This window comes from Caulobacter flavus, from assembly GCF_003722335.1.
GTDB classification, from domain to species: Bacteria; Pseudomonadota; Alphaproteobacteria; order Caulobacterales; family Caulobacteraceae; genus Caulobacter; species Caulobacter flavus.
The window spans coordinates 65,791-80,580 of sequence record NZ_CP026100.1 but is presented as its reverse complement, the minus strand read 5'-3'; the positions used below and the strand labels follow the sequence as shown (position 1 = coordinate 80,580).

Sequence of the window (14,790 nt, the reverse complement as noted above, 5' to 3'; positions counted from 1 at the left end):
GGGATAAACCCTCGACCGCTCTAACCCCGCATCCTCCCACGCCTGCGGCGCGGGCCCCTCCTTCTCCCTATGGGAGAAGGGGTTTGGACACGTGATCCACGAACGCCGGCAGTTCGGCGATCGAGGCCAGCTCCACGTAGCGCGGGTGGTTCTGCGGCGCCTCGGCGGCCTCGTGGGCCCAGACCAGCGGGTAGGGGATCAGCGCGCCCCAGGCCCCGGCCTCCAGCGCCGGCAGGATGTCGGAGCGCATCGAGTTGCCGGCCATCAGGCCCTGCTCGGCCCCGGTGCCGTAGCGCTCGAACACCCGGCGATAGGTGCCCGCGTCCTTCTCCGAGACGATCTCGACGGCGGCGAACAGGTCGCCCAGGCCCGAGGCGGCCAGCTTCTGCTCCTGGTGCAGCAAATCACCCTTGGTGATGAGGATCAGGCGGTAACGCTTGGAAAGCTCGCCCAGGGCCTTCTCGACGCCCGGCAGGGGCTCGACGGGCTCGGTCAGCATCTCGCGGCCCACGGCCAGGATCTCGCGGATCACGCGGGTGGAGACCGCGCCGTCCGTCAGGTCCAGCGCGGTCTCGATCATCGACAGGGTGAAGCCCTTGGCGCCGTAGCCGTAGACCCGCAGGTTCCGCTTCTCCGCGGCGGCCAGCTGGCTGTTGATCCGCTCCTCGTCGCCGAAGTCGGCGAGCAGCTGCACGAACCGCTGGTGGGTCAGGCGGAACAGGCTCTCGCAGTGCCAGAGGGTGTCGTCGGCGTCGACGCCGACCGTGGTGATGAGGCTCATGCCCTCCGTCTACATCAGCGCAGCGTGCGCTTGTAGAGGTCCAGAAGGTTGGTCCAGGCCTGTTCGGCGGCGGTCTCGTCGTAGACTTGGCTGCCCTTGACCGTCCAGCCGTGGGCGGCGCCGGCGAAGACCTCGACCTTGGCCGGGCGCTTGGCTTCGGCGAAGGCCGCCTTCAGCTTGTCCTTCACGTCGGGCTCCTTCTTGTCGTCGTTGTCGGCGACCTCGATCAGGAACTCGGCGTGGGTCTTGGGGATCAGCAGGTGCGGGCTGGTCGGATCGGCCGTGACCAGGCCCCCGCCGTGGAAGCTGGCGACGGCGGCGATACGGCCCGGGGCGGCGGCGGCGGTGCGGAACGACAGCGGCCCGCCCATGCAGTAGCCCTGCACGCCGATCTTCCGGCCCTTGTCGGTTTCCTTCTGGGCGTCGAGGAAGGCGACATAGGCCAGGGCGTCCCTGTCGGTGCCCTCGGGCGTCACGGTGGTGCGCAACGGGGTGATCTTGGCCCGGTCTTCCGGATTGGCGAAGTTGAAGGTCCCGTCGATCACCGGCGCCTTCTTCACGCGGTAATAGAGGTTGGGGACCAGCACCACGTAGCCGGCGGCGGCCAGGCGGCGGCCCATGTCGCGGAACACGGGGCGCAGGCTCATGACGTCGGGCCAGATCAGCACGGCGGGCCATTTGCCCTTGCCGGCCGGCTTGAACAGCGCCGCGTCGGCCTGCCCGTCGGGCGTCTTGATGACGACGTCGGTCTCGACGACCTTGTCGTCGGCGTGTGCGGCCGTGGCGGCGAGCCCGCCGACGGCGGCGGTCATCAGGCCGAACGCGCGGCGCGAGACGCGGGGGTCATGGACCAGGCCTGGGTGGATGTCGTCGTCGCACATCGGGAGGGCTCCTCTCTAGCGGGCGCCCGCACGGTGCACGACCCGACGCCGAAGGCAATCGGTCGCTGGCCAGAAAGGTCTTCAGAAGGTGAGGACGACGAACACCACGCCGCTGACCACCACGCCCGCGCTCAGCATCAGGCCCAGCGCCTGGCCGGCCAGCGACTGACCCGGAAGGCGCGTCCAGGCGATCTTCGGCGCGCGCTTGTGGGCGGCTCGATCGTGGACGGCGGCGGTCATGATTCCATCTCCTCGTTTACGCCCAAGCTTGTGGCGTCCGAGGAGTTAACGGCGGTGAACCGCCGGCGGATGCAGGCGTGCGACCGATTGATCCAGGGTGCGCCTAAAGCGCCACACCCCAGCCGTCGGGAGACTGCCTCGGCGGGGGCTTGGCGCAGGCCGTATGGGCCTTGTTGACCCGTCGCAGCGAGGCGGGAAAGCGATGCAGCTTGCTGTCCGGACGGATGGGCCGGGCCACCAGGTCGCCCTCGCAGTTGGGGCAGACGCCGTGGAATCGGCTGTCCGCGCACTCGACGCAGAAGGTGCATTCGAAGGTGCAGATGCGGGCCTCGCCGCTTTGGGGCGGCAGGTCGCGGTCGCAGCACTCGCAGTTTGGGCGCAGTTCGAGCAAGGGCCGTCCTCCCGTGTTCTTATGCGTTGAAGCCCCACACCATAAGGGTCGGAACGGCGCGAGCGCGAGGGGGCGCGTTCGCAGATCACGGGATTGTGGGAGGGCGTCAGGCCCGGGGACGCGCGGCCGCGTTGCGCAGGACGGCGTCGTAGGCGCGGGCGAGGGCGTCGTCTTCGTTCGCGGACCTGACCATGCCGTTGATCAGGAACAGGTCGATGAACTGCCCGACGCCGAACAGGCCGAAGGTGAGCAGCCAGAGCGTGCCGGTGACGTACTTTCCCATGTAGAAACGGTGCAGTCCGCACACGCCCAAGAGGCAGGGAAGCCAGAGAACGAAGGCCGTTCCGCTACTCTTGTGCATGCATGATCCCTCTAAGGTTGAGTTCAGCATGGCATGCCGGACGGCGAACGCAAGTCGGGGGTTGACCCCCCTTCGGCGCCCCCCTAAACACGCCGCCGTTTGCGCAGGCGGGCGGGGTTCTCCCCGGCCCGCCTTTTTGCGAAAATGATCCGCCCGGTCCGGGCTTTCCACGCGTTCTGGAGGCGCTTCTCGAGATGTCCCAAGACCTTCTCCCTGGCGTCACCGGCGTTCTGGTTCTGGCCGACGGCACGGTCCTGCAGGGCGTGGGCTGCGGCGCGGTCGGCGACGCGGTCGGCGAGGTGTGCTTCAACACCGCCATGACCGGCTACCAGGAAATCCTGACCGACCCGTCCTACATGGCCCAGATCGTGGCCTTCACCTTCCCGCACGTCGGCAACGTCGGCACGAACGTCGAAGACGTCGAGCAGATCACCGGCGTGGCCGAGACGGCCGCCCGCGGCGCGATCTTCCGCGACGTCCCGACCGATCCGGCCAACTGGCGCGCCAACAGCGACTTCGACGGCTGGATGCAGCGCCGCGGCGTCGTGGGCCTGGCCGGCGTCGACACCCGCGCCCTGACCCGCAAGATCCGCGAGACCGGCATGCCGCACGGCGTCATCGCCCACTCGCCCGAAGGCAAGTTCGACCTCGACGCCCTGAAGGCCAAGGCCCGCGACTGGTCGGGCGTGGTCGGCCTGGATCTGGCCAAGGACGCCTCCACCACCCAGACCTTCACCTGGGACGAGGGCCTGTGGTCGTGGCCGGCCGGTTACGCCAAGCTCGACAAGCCCAAGTACGAAGTGGTCGTCATCGACTACGGCGTGAAGCGCAACATCCTGCGCGCCCTGGCCCATGTCGGCGCCCGCGCCACCGTGGTTCCGGCCGACACCTCGGCCGAGGACATCCTGGCCCGCAATCCCGACGGCGTGCTGCTGTCCAACGGCCCGGGCGACCCGGCCGCGACCGGCGAGTACGCCGTGCCCGAAATCCAGAAGCTCGTCGCCAGCGGCAAGCCGGTGTTCGGCATCTGCCTGGGCCACCAGATGCTGGCCCTGGCCCTGGGCGCCAAGACCGTGAAGATGGAACAGGGCCACCACGGCGCCAACCACCCGGTCAAGGACCTGACCACGGGCAAGGTCGAGATCGTGTCGATGAACCACGGCTTCACCGTGGACAGCGAAAGCCTGCCCGAGCCGGTGCAGGAGACCCACGTCTCGCTGTTCGACGGCACCAACGCCGGCATCGCCCTGAAGGACAAGCCGGTGTTCAGCGTCCAGCACCACCCGGAAGCCTCGCCTGGCCCGACCGACAGCCTCTACATCTTCGAGCGCTTCGCCGGCCTGATGGACAAGGCGAAATAGGATCAAACGCCCCGCTGAGAAGCGGGGCGTTTTTCGTTGCGGACCCTGTCACGAAACCATCGCCCAGGGTTCACGCACCGATTGAGCGACCCGTGTTAGCGTTTCAGCCGTTCCCCAGACCTCGTGAGGACGGCATGAGCGTTTATGAACGCATCGGCGGCGAGGCCGCCGCCCAGTCGGTGATCGCCGACTTCTTCCAGCGCGCCCAAGGCGACGAGCGGCTCAAGGGCCTGTTCGGCGGCGAGATCGCGCCCGGCGCCCGGGCCGTGGTGGCTGGCGCCCTCGACCCCGAGGCCGGTGAGGCCCGCGGCGACCTCGAACTGGCTCAAGTGTGGTTCGGCGCCAACGCCGTCGAGGACGACGAACTCGACCTGATCATCGGCCACCTGGCCGCCGCCCTCGAAGCCGCCGGCGTCGACGACGAGATCACCGCCGACGTCGCCGACCAGATCGAACTCCTCCGCGACCTGGCCCTGGGTCCGGACGAGGAAGACTACGACGACGAGGACGAAGACGAGGAAGGCGAAGTCGCGGCCTGACTTCTCACCTTCTCCCTCTGGGAGAGGTTATCCAAACGCGGCTCGAGCCTAGGTCCCGAACTGCGTGAACGGCACCTTGTTGAACAGCTCGCGCTCGCCGCCGCGCGGGTCGTCGGCCATTCGCGTGGTCTCGTCGAACACCAGGGTCTGGCGGCGGGGCAGGGTGTAGGGTTCCCACCTGGGGATCGCCGCGCAGTTGGGATCGCCGGTGCGGGCGAAGGCGACGAAGGCGTCCTGCAGGGTGTTGGACATCGCCTGGCTGCGGGCGTCCGCGCCGACGATCGCGCCCTTGGCGTCCAGCGTGCCGAAGGCCAGGCAGATATCGAGGGTGTGCGGCGCCCCCCAGACCCCGCCGTCCTTGGGCGACTTCCAGTCCAGCTGATAGACCCAGGCCGGCGCGCGCGTCGGGGCGCGGGCCTCAGCCTGCAGGATCGCCGCCTTCCACGAGCGCCCGGCCGTCGAGGCGGCGAAATAGACGTCCGACGGCGAATAGTGCGGATACATCCTGCGGTACGCGGCGACGACCGTGGCCGGGTCGATGTCGATGCGGGCGTTGAACTGGCCGGGCAGTTTCTCGACCACCTGGTCCCAGGTCATGTCGAACACCTTGGGATCGGAGCCGACGAAGCCGCGCGTCTCGTCGTGGGTGTTGCCGCAGATCAGCGGCACGTCCAGGCCCAGCGGCGAGGCGTCGGGGAAGAACGGGTGGCGGGTCAGCGAGCGCTCGTCCAGCACGGGTCCCATATAGACCCCGCCGGAGCCGGCCACCGGGTCGATGGCCTTGAGGCCGTTCAGCAGCTGGTCGGCGGGCAGGGCGCGCAGGGCGGCCAGGTCGCTGATCCCCAGCTTCTCCAGGAACAGCCTGGCCCGTTTGGTGGCGTTGAACGGGCCGCCGGCGGTGACCTGCTGGCCGCTCATGGTCACGGCGCGGTGGAACAGGCCCTTGGCGGCCGGCATGGCCAGCAGGGTGGCGATCTTGGCCCCGCCGCCCGATTGGCCGAACAGCATGACCCGGTCGGGATCGCCGCCGAAGGCCTCGATGTTGTCGCGCACCCACTGCAGGGCGAGCACCAGGTCGAGCTGGCCGGCGTTGCCGCTGTCGGCGACGCTGGGATCGTCGAACAGGCGGGCCAGATACAGGTAGCCGAAGGCGTTCAGGCGGTGGTTGACCGTCACCACCACCACGTCGCCGCGCCTGGCCAGGCGGGTCCCGTCGTACCAGGGGCTGGCGCCCGAGCCGCCGTTGTAGGCGCCGCCGTGGATGTAGACCATCACCGGCCGCCTGCCGCCGTCGGCCAGGCCGGTCTTGGAGGCTTTCGCCGGCGTCCAGACGTTCAGGAACAGGCAGTCTTCCGACAGCGTCTCGCCTTCCTCGCCCTTGCCGGCCTGCATCGAGGCCGCGCCGTAGGCCAGGGCGTCGGCGACGCCGGTCCAGGGCTGGGGCTTGCGGGGCGGGGCGAATCGGTTCTGGCCGCCGGTGTCGGCGCCGTAGCGCAGGCCCTTGAACACGTGCACGCCGTCGGCGGTGGTCGCGCCGCGCACCTTGCCCGCGGCGGTGGTCACGATCGGCGAGCGGACCGGTCCGGCGGGCTTGGCGGCGTAGGCGGGCAGGGCGCTGGCGGCGGCCGCCGCGCCGGCGGCCAGCAGCAGGCTGCGACGATCCATGGTGTTGTCCTCCGGCGCTTCTGACGAGCTTGCCGCTAGGGCTAGCACGAACCATGACACCGGTGACAATCCATTTTGCGCCGACGTGAACCTCCCCCTGTGGGGGAGGTTCTCTTCGTTCACCACATCGTCGCCGCCGCTCTCGCCGGCCAGGCCTCGTCATAGGCCGCGCCGCCCACCTCGCCGGCGGTGACCGCCGCCAGCATCGCCCCGGCCGTGGGCAGGGACTTCGGGTCGACCTGGGCGTCGGGGTTCCACAGGCCCGCGCGCATCACCGCCCGGGCGCACTGGAAATAGCACTCCTCGATGGTGACGATCAGCGCCGTGCGGGGGGCCTTGCCGTCCACCGCCAGCCCGTCCAGCAGCGCCGGATCGGCGCTGATCACCGCGCGGCCGTTGACCCGGAAGGTCGTGCCCGAGCCGGGGATCAGGAACAGCAGCGCCACGCGCGGGTCGCGGACGACGTTGCGCAGGCTGTCGATGCGGTTGTTGCCGCGCCGGTCGGGCAGGACCAGCGTGCGGTCGTCGGCGATGGAGACGAGGCCGCGGGCGTCGCCGCGCGGGCTGCAGTCCAGCCCCTCGGGGCCGACGGTGGCCAGGGCCAGGAACGGCGAGGCCTCGACCAGCCGGCGATAGTCCGGGGTCAGGCGGTCGCTGACCTTGACGGTGGAGGCCGCCACGGGCGCCGCGTGGTAGATCGCCTCCAGCGCGTCCAGGGTGTCGATGATCGCCATGCGTCGTCTCCCGTCGTCGACGGCGAGCCTAGCAGCGGCGGGCGGCGCCTGTCAGGCCCGGCGGCCCAGCGCCTGCTGGCAGGCCTCGGCCAGGCGCCGGGGCGAGATCGGCTTGTCGACGATCGTGCGGCGGGCGTTGGCCAGCTGGTCGGCGTTGCCGGTGACGAACACCGTCGGGATGGCGCCGAGCTTGGCCTCGATAGCCTCGACCGCCTCCAGTCCGGTGCCGCCGATGATGCGGAAGTCGGCGGTGATCAGGTCGGGCGCGCGGGCGAGGGCGCAGGTCAGCGCTTCCTGCGGACTGTCGGCGATGTCGAAGCTGGAATAGCCCTGGGCGGCCAGCAGGGCCTCGACCTCGAGCGCGATGAGGATCTCGTCCTCGATGATGAGCGCGTGGCCTTGGGACCGTTTCACTGCACTTAACGCCAATCCGCTGTCGTCCCTTACAAGACTACAACCCGAACTTTCAGTTCTCGCCAATCGATTTCACGTGTTCGCCCTCAGAAATGTGTTGCTGCACGCACGGGCGCTCACGTCGCCGTGATGGCGCCGCCCGCCGGGCGAGAGCCGGGCGAGGCCGTTTCCCTCCCTGGCCGAAAGTCTCTATGCAAAGGGAAAAACAAGATTGCAGGAGCGCCCACACCCATGACCCAACCGCTGGTCCTGACCGAGAAACGCGGCCACGTCGCCATCCTCACCCTCAACCGCCCCGAAGCGCTGAACGCCCTGGGCGCGCCCGGCGACGGCGACCAGGTGGCGGCCGCCTGCGAGGCGATCAACGACGACCAGGACATCCGCTGCGTGATCCTGACCGGAGCCGGCAAGGCGTTCTCGGCCGGCGGCGACGTCAAGGCGATGAAGGCTCGCGAGGGCGCGTTCGGCGGCAACGGCGTGGCCGTGCGCGACGGCTACCGCAAGAACATCCACCGCATCGTGCGGGCCATCTACGGCCTGGAGGTCCCGTCGATCGCGGCGGTCAACGGCGCGGCCATCGGCCTGGGCTGCGACGTGGCCTGCATGACCGACATCCGCATCGCCGCCGACACCGCCAGGTTCGGCGTCACCTTCCTCAAGCTCGGCCTGATCCCCGGCGACGGCGGCGCCTGGCTGATGCCGCGCACCGTGGGCATGAGCCGCGCGGCCGAACTGCTGTTCACCGGCGACGTCATCGACGCGGCCAAGGCGGCCGAGTGGGGCCTGATCAGCCGCGCCGTGCCGTCGGGCGACCTGATGGGCGAGGCCCTGGCCCTGGCCGAAAGGATCGCCCAGCAGCCGCCTCATGCCTTGCGCATGGCCAAGAGTCTGCTCAAGCACGGCCAGACGGCGAGCTACGACACCCTGATGGAGATGAGCGCCGCCGCTCAGGCCATCGCCCACCACACCGAGGACCACATGGAAGGCGTCGACGCCATTCTCGAAAAGCGCCAGCCCACGTTCCGGGGCGCCTGAGGCATGGGCAGGGAAGCGCGCGCCTGGGGCCAGCTCAGCGACGGCGAAAGCGACGGCAAGCTCCTGTGGGAGCCGCCCAAGCTGATCTTCCGCGGGGCGGTTCGCGGCATCTATCAGGGTCACGCCCTGCGCGGGATCCGCGCCGAGGGCGACGACATCGTGCTGTCGGACGGCACGCGCTTCTCCCTCGATCCGGGCCAGGCCGAAAAGTGGGTGCACGCCATCCTCAACCCGCCCACGCGGCTGGACAAGCTGGGCGTCAAGCCGGGCATGACGGTGGTCGTCGACGGCGTCGACGACGAGGCCTTCCTCGAGGAACTGGCCGGCCGCGTCGAGGCCGAGATCGGACCGGGCGAGGACTTCGAGGACGTCGACCTGCTGTTCCTGGCCGCCGACGACCTGGGCCAGCTCGATCGCCTGGAGGACCTGCAGGGCGCCCTGGCCGAGAAGGGGGCGATCTGGGTGGTCTCCCAGAAGGGCAAGGCCGCGCCGCTGAAGGACGTCGACGTCATGGCCTCCGCCCGCGGCGTGGGCCTGGTCGACACCAAGGTCTGCGCCTTCTCCAAGACCCACACCGCCCTGCGGTTCGTGCGGCGCAAGGGTGCAAGCGCCCCGGTCGTCGTCGAGGACGAAGGCTTCGACGACGAGAGTAGCTGACGGCGCCGGCCGCAGGCGTGGTCTAGAACCGCTGCTTGCAGCCCTGCTTCTGGTGAACCCCGCGCAGGAAGCCGCGCCGCGCCAGGCCGGCGTCGCCGAGGGCTTCAAGGTGGCGGTCGGCCGGCGCCGCGCCAGAGATCTCGCGCACCAGGCTGCGGAACGGGATGATCGAGTTGACGATCGCCTTGCCGCCGGCCTCGGCCAGCTTGCCGGTGCGGTTTTCGGTGTACTCGTTGCCGGTCTGGTAGTCCGGACCCAGGACGTCGTTCAGCCGCTGGATCTCGGCCACCAGCTTGGCGCAGGTCTTCAGCCCCTTGAGGCTGTAGGGATCGGCAAGGGCCTCTTCCAGCACCGGCGGGATCTTCTTCTTCGACAGGCCGACGTCGCGGGCCGGCTGGGTGCCGATCTCCATCGACTTCTCGCGCCAGCCGTCGGGGCGGCCGTCGCCGTCGGAGTCCCTGGCGGGGGCGGGGGAGGCTTGCTGGCCGTGGCGGCTTGGGACGGCTTGGCCGGATAGCTGGGCTGGGCCGTGGCGCAGCCGGTGGCCAGGGACGCCGCCGCGCCCAGAATCGCAATCTTCGTCAGAACCGCCCGCATGATGCCCCGCTCCACTGCTTCGCGCCCATCATAGGGTGTGAACGCTGATCAGGAACGGCAAGCTGGGCCTTGGGTTCCATGCCGTCGCAAGTCGCTCCCGGCATTGATTTACATGACTGTAAATTGTACCGATGGTTGTGCAAAAGCAACCAACGACTAGGGAGTCGCCAATGTCCTGGATCTCGCGCGTCTTCGCGCTCGTCCTGATGTCGGGGGCGCTTGCCGCCACTGGCGCCCACGCCCAGGTGATCACGCCCAATCCGACCACCTTCACCACCGTGGGCATCATGAATTTCGACGGCGGGGCGTCGTGCGACATCGCCATGACCTTCAGTGTTCCAGCGGGCGGCGCCTCGGCCAGCGTCACCAGCGCCACGGTCACCGGCGGCTCGGGCTGCGACCAGTTCACCTTCGTGGGCACGCCATGGAACGTCCGGGTGGCCCCCGGCATGCTCTACATCGACAATTTCGAGATGCTGCTGGGGCCGCTCCACCCGACGGGCAAGCAAACCATCTCGGTCTACTGGACCAACCCCAGCGCCGGCTATTCGGGCGGCGGCATCTTCACCGATGTCGTGTCGTACTACGGGGTTCTGGGCTATCTGGGAGTGACCTCGCCCGCGCCGGTCGCGATCAACTGACGCGCGGGGCGGCGGCCGGTCAGGCCGCCGCCTTGGCGCTCTTTCGCCAGAACCGCATCACCCCGTCGTCCAGCTTGCCCAGGCGCAGGGCGGCCAGGTCCAGGGCGTAGTTCTGGTGCACCTTCCAGGGCGCCTTGGTTCCCTGCTTGGGGAACTTGTCCATGGCCCGCTGCACGTAGCCCGACGAGAAGTCGAGCCACGGCGCGGCGGCCATGCCGGGCTGGTCCAGGTGCGGGACGCAGATGTCCATGCCCGTCCGGTCCATGTGGTTCAGCAGCCGGCAGACATACTCGCTGGTCAGGTCGGCCTTCAGCGTCCACGAGGCGTTGGTGTAGCCGAAGGCCGAGGCCAGGTTCGGCACGTCGCTGAACATCATGCCCTTGTAGCTGAAGCCCTTGGCCAGATCGACGGCGGCGCCGTCGACCACCACCTCCATGCCGCTCATCAGCTGCATCCGCAGGCCGGTGGCGGTGACGACGATGTCGGCCTCCAGCGTCTTGCCCGACTTCAGCAGCAGGCCGCTCTCGGTGAAGCGCTCGATATGGTCGGTGACCACCGAGGCCGAGCCGTTCCGGATCGAGTCGAAGAGGTCGGCGTCGGGCACCAGGCACAGCCGCTGGTCCCACGGATTGTAGCGCGGCGTGAAGTGGGTCTCGACGTCGTAGTCCTTGGGCAGCTGGTCGCGGACCAGGTTGATCAGCCGCTCCTTGGTCTTGGCCGGCTTCTTCCGCGCCAGGTTGAAGAACAGCATGGTGATCAGCACGTTCTTCCAGCGCGTGATGCCGTAGGCGGTCATGGCCGGCAGCTTCGCGCGCATCCAGTTGGCCAGGCCGTCCTCGGCGGGACGCGAGACCACATAGGTGGGCGAGCGCTGCAGCATGGTGACGTGGGCGGCGGTCTTGGCCATCTCCGGCACGATGGTCACCGCGGTCGCGCCGCTGCCGATCACCACCACCTTCTTGCCGGCGTAGTCGAGGGTCTCGGGCCAGTGCTGCGGGTGGACGATGCGGCCCTTGAAGCTGTCGGTCCCCTCGAAGTCGGGCGTGTAGCCGGCGTCGTAGGCGTAGTAGCCGGCGCACATGTAGAGGAAGCCGCAGGCGATCTTCACGATCTCTCCGGTGTCGAGCCGTTCGGCCTCGACGGTCCAGCTGGCGGTCTGGCTGCTCCATTCGGCGCGGCGCACCTTGTGGCGGAAGCGGATGTGCTCGTCCACGCCGGCCTCGGTCGCGGTCTCGCGCACGTAGTTCAGGATCGACGGGCCGTCGGCGATCGCCTTGGCCTGCCGCCACGGCTTGAAGGCGTAGCCCAGGGTGTACATGTCGCTGTCCGAGCGGATGCCCGGATAGCGAAACAGGTCCCAGGTGCCGCCGATGGCGTCGCGGGCCTCGAGAATGGCGTAGGTCTTGCCCGGCGCCCGCCGCGTCAGGTGATGCGCCGCGCCGACGCCCGAAAGGCCCGCGCCGACGATCAAGACGTCGAAGTATTCCGTGCTCATGGCCGTCTCCGTCCCCGTGGTCCGGTGAGCCCGGATCCTGTTTTAAGTGAACGATGTTCACCAGCAAACGACCGTTTGGACCCGACGTCAATTGCGGCGCGTGCGACGGCGTCGGTTTTCATTGCGCATGGTCCTCGTGGCCGCGTATGCGGAGAGGCATGTCCCTACGCGACTTCGGCCTGTTGGTGCTGATCTGCCTGATCTGGGCCAGCAACAACATCGTCTCCAAGATCGTGGTCGCCCACTGGGGCGTGCCGCCGCTGTTCTACGCGGCGGTGCGTTTCGCCCTGGTCGCGGCGGTGACCCTGCCGTGGCTGCTGCCCGCGCCCCGGCCGACCTGGCGGATGCTGGCGGTCGGCGTGCTGATGGGGGCAGGAGGTTTCGCCCTGCTGTTCATGGGCTTCCAGACCGCCTCGCCGTCGGCCGCGGCGGTGGTGGTGCAGGCCGGCGTGCCGTTCACCACCCTGCTGTCGGTGCTGATGCTGGGCGAGAAGATCCACTGGCGGCGCGGCGTCGGCATCGCGCTTACGCTGGCCGGCGCGCTGATCGTGATCTGGAACCCGCACGGCTTTTCCCTGTCGCTGGGGCTGTGGCTGGTCGTGGCCTCGGCCCTGGCCGGCTCGCTGGGGGCGGTGATGATGAAGCAGATCCAGCGGGTGAAGCCGCTGCAGCTGCAGGCCTGGGTGGGCTTTACCTCGGTGTGGCTGCTGGCGGCGGCGAGTCTCGCCCTGGAGCCCGGCGCGACCGGCAAGGCCCTGGCCGTCGGCTGGCCGTTCGTCGGGGCGGTGGCCTATTCGGCGCTGGTGGTGTCGGTGATCGCCCACACCGGCTATTACGGGCTGATCCAGCGCTACGAGGCCAACCTGATCGCTCCGCTCACCCTGATGACGCCGCTGATGACCATAGGTCTTGGCGTGGCCATCACCCATGACCATTTCGACCTGCGCATGGGCCTGGGCGCGGCTCTGGCGCTTGCCGGCGTTCTGATCGTGGCCCTGCGCCGCAACCAGGTGACGCCGCTGTTGATGTTTCTCAAGGACCGCTCGCAATGACCATCGTCGAGGCCCCGTCGCCGAACTTCGACGCCCGCAAGGCCGTGCCCGACACCGTCGTGCTGCACTACACCGGCATGGAGAGCGGCGAGGCGGCCATCGAGCGCCTGCGTGATCCCGAGGCCAAGGTCAGCGCCCACTACGTGGTGGAAGAAGACGGCCGGGTGTTCCGCCTGGTCGCCGAGGAGCGGCGGGCCTGGCACGCCGGCGCGGCCTTCTGGAAGGGCGTGCGCGACATCAACTCGTCGTCGATCGGCATCGAGATCGTCAACCCGGGCCACGAGTTCGGCTACCGCGCCTTTCCCGAAGCGCAGGTCGCCTCGGTGATCAACCTGCTGGCCGACATCCGCTCGCGCTGGACCATCGACGACGACCGCATCATCGGCCACTCCGACGTCGCCCCCGCCCGCAAGATCGATCCGGGCGAGCTGTTCCCCTGGAAGCGCCTGGCGGAAAGCGGCCACGGCCTGTGGGTCGAGCCGCCGTCGTCGCCCGGCGCGCCGCTGGGGCGGGGCGAGGAGGGGACCGGCGTCTTCGCGCTGCAGGCCGGGCTGACCCGCCTGGGCTTCGACTGCGCGCCCTCGGGCCAGTACGACGAATGGACCGAGACCGTGGTCGCCGCCTTCCAGCGCCACTGGTTGCAGAGCCGCTTCGACGGGGTCGCCGACGGCGAGACCCGCGCGCGTCTGGTGGGCCTGCTGCGGGCGGCGGCGGGCGCCTGATGCATCCGGCCAGGTCGTTCCACGTCGAGGACCGCGCGCGCCTGCTCGCCTTCCTCGCCGAGCATTCGTTCGTGACGCTGTGCGCCAGCGTCGGCGGCCGGCCGTTCGTGGCCCAGGCGCCGGTGGTCGTGCGCGACCTGGACGCCGACGGCCTGTTCCTGGATTTCCACCTGTCGCGGATGAACGCGCTGGCCGGGGCGGTGGTCACCGGCTTTTCCGCCGTGGCCCTGGCGAGCGGTCCGGACGCCTATGTCAGTCCCGACTGGTACGGAACCGACGACCAGGTGCCGACCTGGAACTACGTCTCGGTCGAGGCCGAGGGCTTCGTGACGCCGCTGTCGGGCGCCGAGACCATCCAGCTGCTCGACGACCTGTCGGCCCAGGAGGAGGCGCGCCTCCTGCCCAAGCCGGTCTGGACGCGGGACAAGATGACCCCCGCCAAGTTCGACGCCCTGCTGCGCGGCATCGTCGGCGCCCGGCTGCACGTCGAGCGCCTGGAAGGCACGTTCAAGCTCGGCCAGAACAAGCGCGAGGCCGAACGCGCCGGCGTGATCGCGGCGCTGGGCGATCACCCGGTGGCTGAGTGGATGCGGGGCGAGGGCTGAGGCCTTGCGTCCTTCGAGGCCCGCTGCGCGGGCGCCTCAGGATGAGGACTTCCTTGCACTGAACACCTCGTCCTGAGGTGCGAGCCGAAGGCGAGCCTCGAAGGACGCGCGGCGATCCGTCATTGACCGCCGGTCCATCCGCCGTCAAAGAGAGCGCGGACCAGATGGCCGGGCGATCGCGGTATCCCGCAAGGGAGTCGAGGAAAGTCCGGGCTCCACGGTGACAAGGCGGTGGGTAACGCCCACCGGGAGCGATCCCAGGGAAAGCGCCACAGAAAGCAAACCTCCTCCCTACGGGGCGGGAAGGGTGAAAGGGTGGGGTAAGAGCCCACCGCGGACCTGGCGACAGGGACGGCATGGCAAGCCCCGCCTGGAGCAAGACCGAATAGGGATCCCGCGCCGGCTTGCCGGCTAGGTCGTCACTGGCCGAGAGGATCCGGGTTGGTCGCGAGAGTCGTCCAGCAATGGGCGGCCAAGAGGAATGATCGTCGCGTCCCTGTTCACAGGGGCGGCACAGAACCCGGCTTACAGGCCGTCTGGTCCATCAAACTTTCCGCAACCCCAAGCGCCCCAAGGCTCCCCGAAATGGGCGGCGATGGGACGCGTCTGTGCGCGAGTC

General features: G+C 69.2%; 18 protein-coding genes, 1 other RNA gene and 1 pseudogene. 9 read left to right on the top strand and 11 right to left on the bottom strand.

Annotated elements, in window-relative coordinates; translation table 11 throughout:
• Nucleotides 1-67 precede the first annotated feature (67 nt).
• From C1707_RS00450 to C1707_RS00435, 5 genes are all read right to left on the bottom strand, one after another.
• On the bottom strand, nt 68-781 hold the full coding sequence (locus C1707_RS00450; protein WP_101712373.1) for an HAD family hydrolase: 714 nt from the start codon (nt 779-781) through the stop codon (nt 68-70).
• Nucleotides 782-795: 14 nt separating this feature from the next.
• Nucleotides 796-1,662, bottom strand: coding sequence for a dienelactone hydrolase family protein (locus C1707_RS00445; RefSeq protein WP_101712374.1), 867 nt, complete (start codon nt 1,660-1,662; stop codon nt 796-798).
• Nucleotides 1,663-1,743: 81 nt separating this feature from the next.
• On the bottom strand, nt 1,744-1,902 hold the full coding sequence (locus tag C1707_RS25885) for a hypothetical protein (protein ID WP_164467235.1): 159 nt from the start codon (nt 1,900-1,902) through the stop codon (nt 1,744-1,746).
• A 103-nt stretch (nt 1,903-2,005) separates the two neighbouring features.
• Nucleotides 2,006-2,293 carry a DUF1272 domain-containing protein gene (locus tag C1707_RS00440; RefSeq protein WP_101712375.1) on the bottom strand — a complete coding sequence of 96 codons (288 nt, stop codon included), beginning with the start codon at nt 2,291-2,293 and terminating at the stop codon, nt 2,006-2,008.
• 106 nt (nt 2,294-2,399) lie between these two features.
• On the bottom strand, nt 2,400-2,654 hold the full coding sequence (locus C1707_RS00435; RefSeq protein ID WP_101712376.1) for an NINE protein: 255 nt from the start codon (nt 2,652-2,654) through the stop codon (nt 2,400-2,402).
• 194 nt (nt 2,655-2,848) lie between these two features.
• Between C1707_RS00435 and carA the strand changes: the two genes are divergently transcribed.
• The gene (carA, locus tag C1707_RS00430) at nt 2,849-4,015 is read left to right on the top strand and encodes a glutamine-hydrolyzing carbamoyl-phosphate synthase small subunit (protein ID WP_101712377.1); all 1,167 of its coding nucleotides are present in this window, start codon (nt 2,849-2,851) and stop codon (nt 4,013-4,015) included.
• A 134-nt stretch (nt 4,016-4,149) separates the two neighbouring features.
• A complete protein-coding gene (locus C1707_RS00425) occupies nt 4,150-4,554 on the top strand; it encodes a globin domain-containing protein (RefSeq protein ID WP_101712378.1) in 405 nt (134 codons plus the stop codon).
• A 48-nt stretch (nt 4,555-4,602) separates the two neighbouring features.
• Here C1707_RS00425 and C1707_RS00420 read toward each other — a convergent pair whose 3' ends face one another.
• The 3 genes from C1707_RS00420 to C1707_RS00410 form a co-directional block, all read right to left on the bottom strand.
• Complete coding sequence (locus tag C1707_RS00420) at nt 4,603-6,219, bottom strand: carboxylesterase/lipase family protein (protein ID WP_101712379.1); 1,617 nt, start codon at nt 6,217-6,219, stop codon at nt 4,603-4,605.
• Between the two features lie 119 nt (nt 6,220-6,338).
• Nucleotides 6,339-6,953, bottom strand: a complete 615-nt coding sequence (locus C1707_RS00415; RefSeq protein ID WP_101712380.1) for a pyridoxamine 5'-phosphate oxidase family protein — start codon at nt 6,951-6,953, stop codon at nt 6,339-6,341.
• 51 nt (nt 6,954-7,004) lie between these two features.
• Complete coding sequence (locus C1707_RS00410) at nt 7,005-7,367, bottom strand: response regulator (protein WP_240633832.1); 363 nt, start codon at nt 7,365-7,367, stop codon at nt 7,005-7,007.
• 231 nt (nt 7,368-7,598) lie between these two features.
• Here C1707_RS00410 and C1707_RS00405 point away from each other — a divergent pair, with 231 nt between their 5' ends.
• The gene (locus tag C1707_RS00405) at nt 7,599-8,402 is read left to right on the top strand and encodes a crotonase/enoyl-CoA hydratase family protein (protein WP_101712382.1); all 804 of its coding nucleotides are present in this window, start codon (nt 7,599-7,601) and stop codon (nt 8,400-8,402) included.
• A 3-nt stretch (nt 8,403-8,405) separates the two neighbouring features.
• Nucleotides 8,406-9,059, top strand: coding sequence for a DUF3052 family protein (locus C1707_RS00400; RefSeq protein ID WP_101712383.1), 654 nt, complete (start codon nt 8,406-8,408; stop codon nt 9,057-9,059).
• A gap of 22 nt (nt 9,060-9,081) precedes the next feature.
• Here C1707_RS00400 and C1707_RS00395 read toward each other — a convergent pair whose 3' ends face one another.
• Complete coding sequence (locus C1707_RS00395; protein WP_240633831.1) at nt 9,082-9,471, bottom strand: hypothetical protein; 390 nt, start codon at nt 9,469-9,471, stop codon at nt 9,082-9,084.
• 355 nt (nt 9,472-9,826) lie between these two features.
• Here C1707_RS00395 and C1707_RS00390 point away from each other — a divergent pair, with 355 nt between their 5' ends.
• Nucleotides 9,827-10,297 carry a hypothetical protein gene (locus C1707_RS00390; RefSeq protein ID WP_101712385.1) on the top strand — a complete coding sequence of 157 codons (471 nt, stop codon included), beginning with the start codon at nt 9,827-9,829 and terminating at the stop codon, nt 10,295-10,297.
• A 19-nt stretch (nt 10,298-10,316) separates the two neighbouring features.
• Here the strand turns inward: C1707_RS00390 and C1707_RS00385 are convergent, their stop codons facing one another.
• A complete protein-coding gene (locus tag C1707_RS00385) occupies nt 10,317-11,792 on the bottom strand; it encodes a flavin-containing monooxygenase (protein ID WP_101712386.1) in 1,476 nt (491 codons plus the stop codon).
• Nucleotides 11,793-11,950: 158 nt separating this feature from the next.
• Between C1707_RS00385 and C1707_RS00380 the strand changes: the two genes are divergently transcribed.
• The 3 genes from C1707_RS00380 to C1707_RS00370 are packed head-to-tail and all read left to right on the top strand — an operon-like array spanning nt 11,951 to nt 14,171.
• Nucleotides 11,951-12,844: a DMT family transporter gene (locus C1707_RS00380; protein ID WP_101712387.1), complete on the top strand. Its 894-nt coding sequence runs from the start codon at nt 11,951-11,953 to the stop codon at nt 12,842-12,844.
• Nucleotides 12,841-13,566 carry an N-acetylmuramoyl-L-alanine amidase gene (locus C1707_RS00375; protein WP_101712388.1) on the top strand — a complete coding sequence of 242 codons (726 nt, stop codon included), beginning with the start codon at nt 12,841-12,843 and terminating at the stop codon, nt 13,564-13,566. The genes C1707_RS00380 and C1707_RS00375 overlap by 4 nt, the downstream gene beginning before the upstream one ends.
• Nucleotides 13,566-14,171, top strand: coding sequence for an FMN-binding negative transcriptional regulator (locus tag C1707_RS00370; protein WP_101712389.1), 606 nt, complete (start codon nt 13,566-13,568; stop codon nt 14,169-14,171). Before C1707_RS00375 ends, C1707_RS00370 begins: the two co-directional genes overlap by 1 nt.
• Here the strand turns inward: C1707_RS00370 and C1707_RS26505 are convergent.
• Nucleotides 14,135-14,294: pseudogene (locus C1707_RS26505) on the bottom strand (hypothetical protein). The gene C1707_RS00370 and the pseudogene C1707_RS26505 overlap by 37 nt on opposite strands.
• Nucleotides 14,295-14,331: 37 nt before the next feature.
• Here C1707_RS26505 and rnpB point away from each other — a divergent pair.
• Nucleotides 14,332-14,715, top strand: an RNA gene (gene rnpB / locus C1707_RS00365) — RNase P RNA component class A.
• Nucleotides 14,716-14,790 lie beyond the last annotated feature (75 nt).

What these genes read in the sequence shown, in the direction of transcription:
- C1707_RS00385 (WP_101712386.1), bottom strand. Translation starts at nt 11,792, where the DNA reads ATGAGCACGGAATACTTCGACGTCTTGATCGTCGGCGCGGGCCTTTCG.
- C1707_RS00400 (WP_101712383.1), top strand. Translation starts at nt 8,406, where the DNA reads ATGGGCAGGGAAGCGCGCGCCTGGGGCCAGCTCAGCGACGGCGAAAGC.
- C1707_RS00395 (WP_240633831.1), bottom strand. Translation starts at nt 9,471, where the DNA reads ATGGAGATCGGCACCCAGCCGGCCCGCGACGTCGGCCTGTCGAAGAAG.
- C1707_RS00450 (WP_101712373.1), bottom strand. Translation starts at nt 781, where the DNA reads ATGAGCCTCATCACCACGGTCGGCGTCGACGCCGACGACACCCTCTGG.
- C1707_RS00415 (WP_101712380.1), bottom strand. Translation starts at nt 6,953, where the DNA reads ATGGCGATCATCGACACCCTGGACGCGCTGGAGGCGATCTACCACGCG.
- C1707_RS00435 (WP_101712376.1), bottom strand. Translation starts at nt 2,654, where the DNA reads ATGCACAAGAGTAGCGGAACGGCCTTCGTTCTCTGGCTTCCCTGCCTC.
- C1707_RS25885 (WP_164467235.1), bottom strand. Translation starts at nt 1,902, where the DNA reads ATGACCGCCGCCGTCCACGATCGAGCCGCCCACAAGCGCGCGCCGAAG.
- C1707_RS00375 (WP_101712388.1), top strand. Translation starts at nt 12,841, where the DNA reads ATGACCATCGTCGAGGCCCCGTCGCCGAACTTCGACGCCCGCAAGGCC.
- C1707_RS00370 (WP_101712389.1), top strand. Translation starts at nt 13,566, where the DNA reads ATGCATCCGGCCAGGTCGTTCCACGTCGAGGACCGCGCGCGCCTGCTC.
- C1707_RS00425 (WP_101712378.1), top strand. Translation starts at nt 4,150, where the DNA reads ATGAGCGTTTATGAACGCATCGGCGGCGAGGCCGCCGCCCAGTCGGTG.
- C1707_RS00445 (WP_101712374.1), bottom strand. Translation starts at nt 1,662, where the DNA reads ATGTGCGACGACGACATCCACCCAGGCCTGGTCCATGACCCCCGCGTC.
- C1707_RS00420 (WP_101712379.1), bottom strand. Translation starts at nt 6,219, where the DNA reads ATGGATCGTCGCAGCCTGCTGCTGGCCGCCGGCGCGGCGGCCGCCGCC.
- C1707_RS00390 (WP_101712385.1), top strand. Translation starts at nt 9,827, where the DNA reads ATGTCCTGGATCTCGCGCGTCTTCGCGCTCGTCCTGATGTCGGGGGCG.
- C1707_RS00405 (WP_101712382.1), top strand. Translation starts at nt 7,599, where the DNA reads ATGACCCAACCGCTGGTCCTGACCGAGAAACGCGGCCACGTCGCCATC.
- C1707_RS00380 (WP_101712387.1), top strand. Translation starts at nt 11,951, where the DNA reads ATGTCCCTACGCGACTTCGGCCTGTTGGTGCTGATCTGCCTGATCTGG.
- carA (WP_101712377.1), top strand. Translation starts at nt 2,849, where the DNA reads ATGTCCCAAGACCTTCTCCCTGGCGTCACCGGCGTTCTGGTTCTGGCC.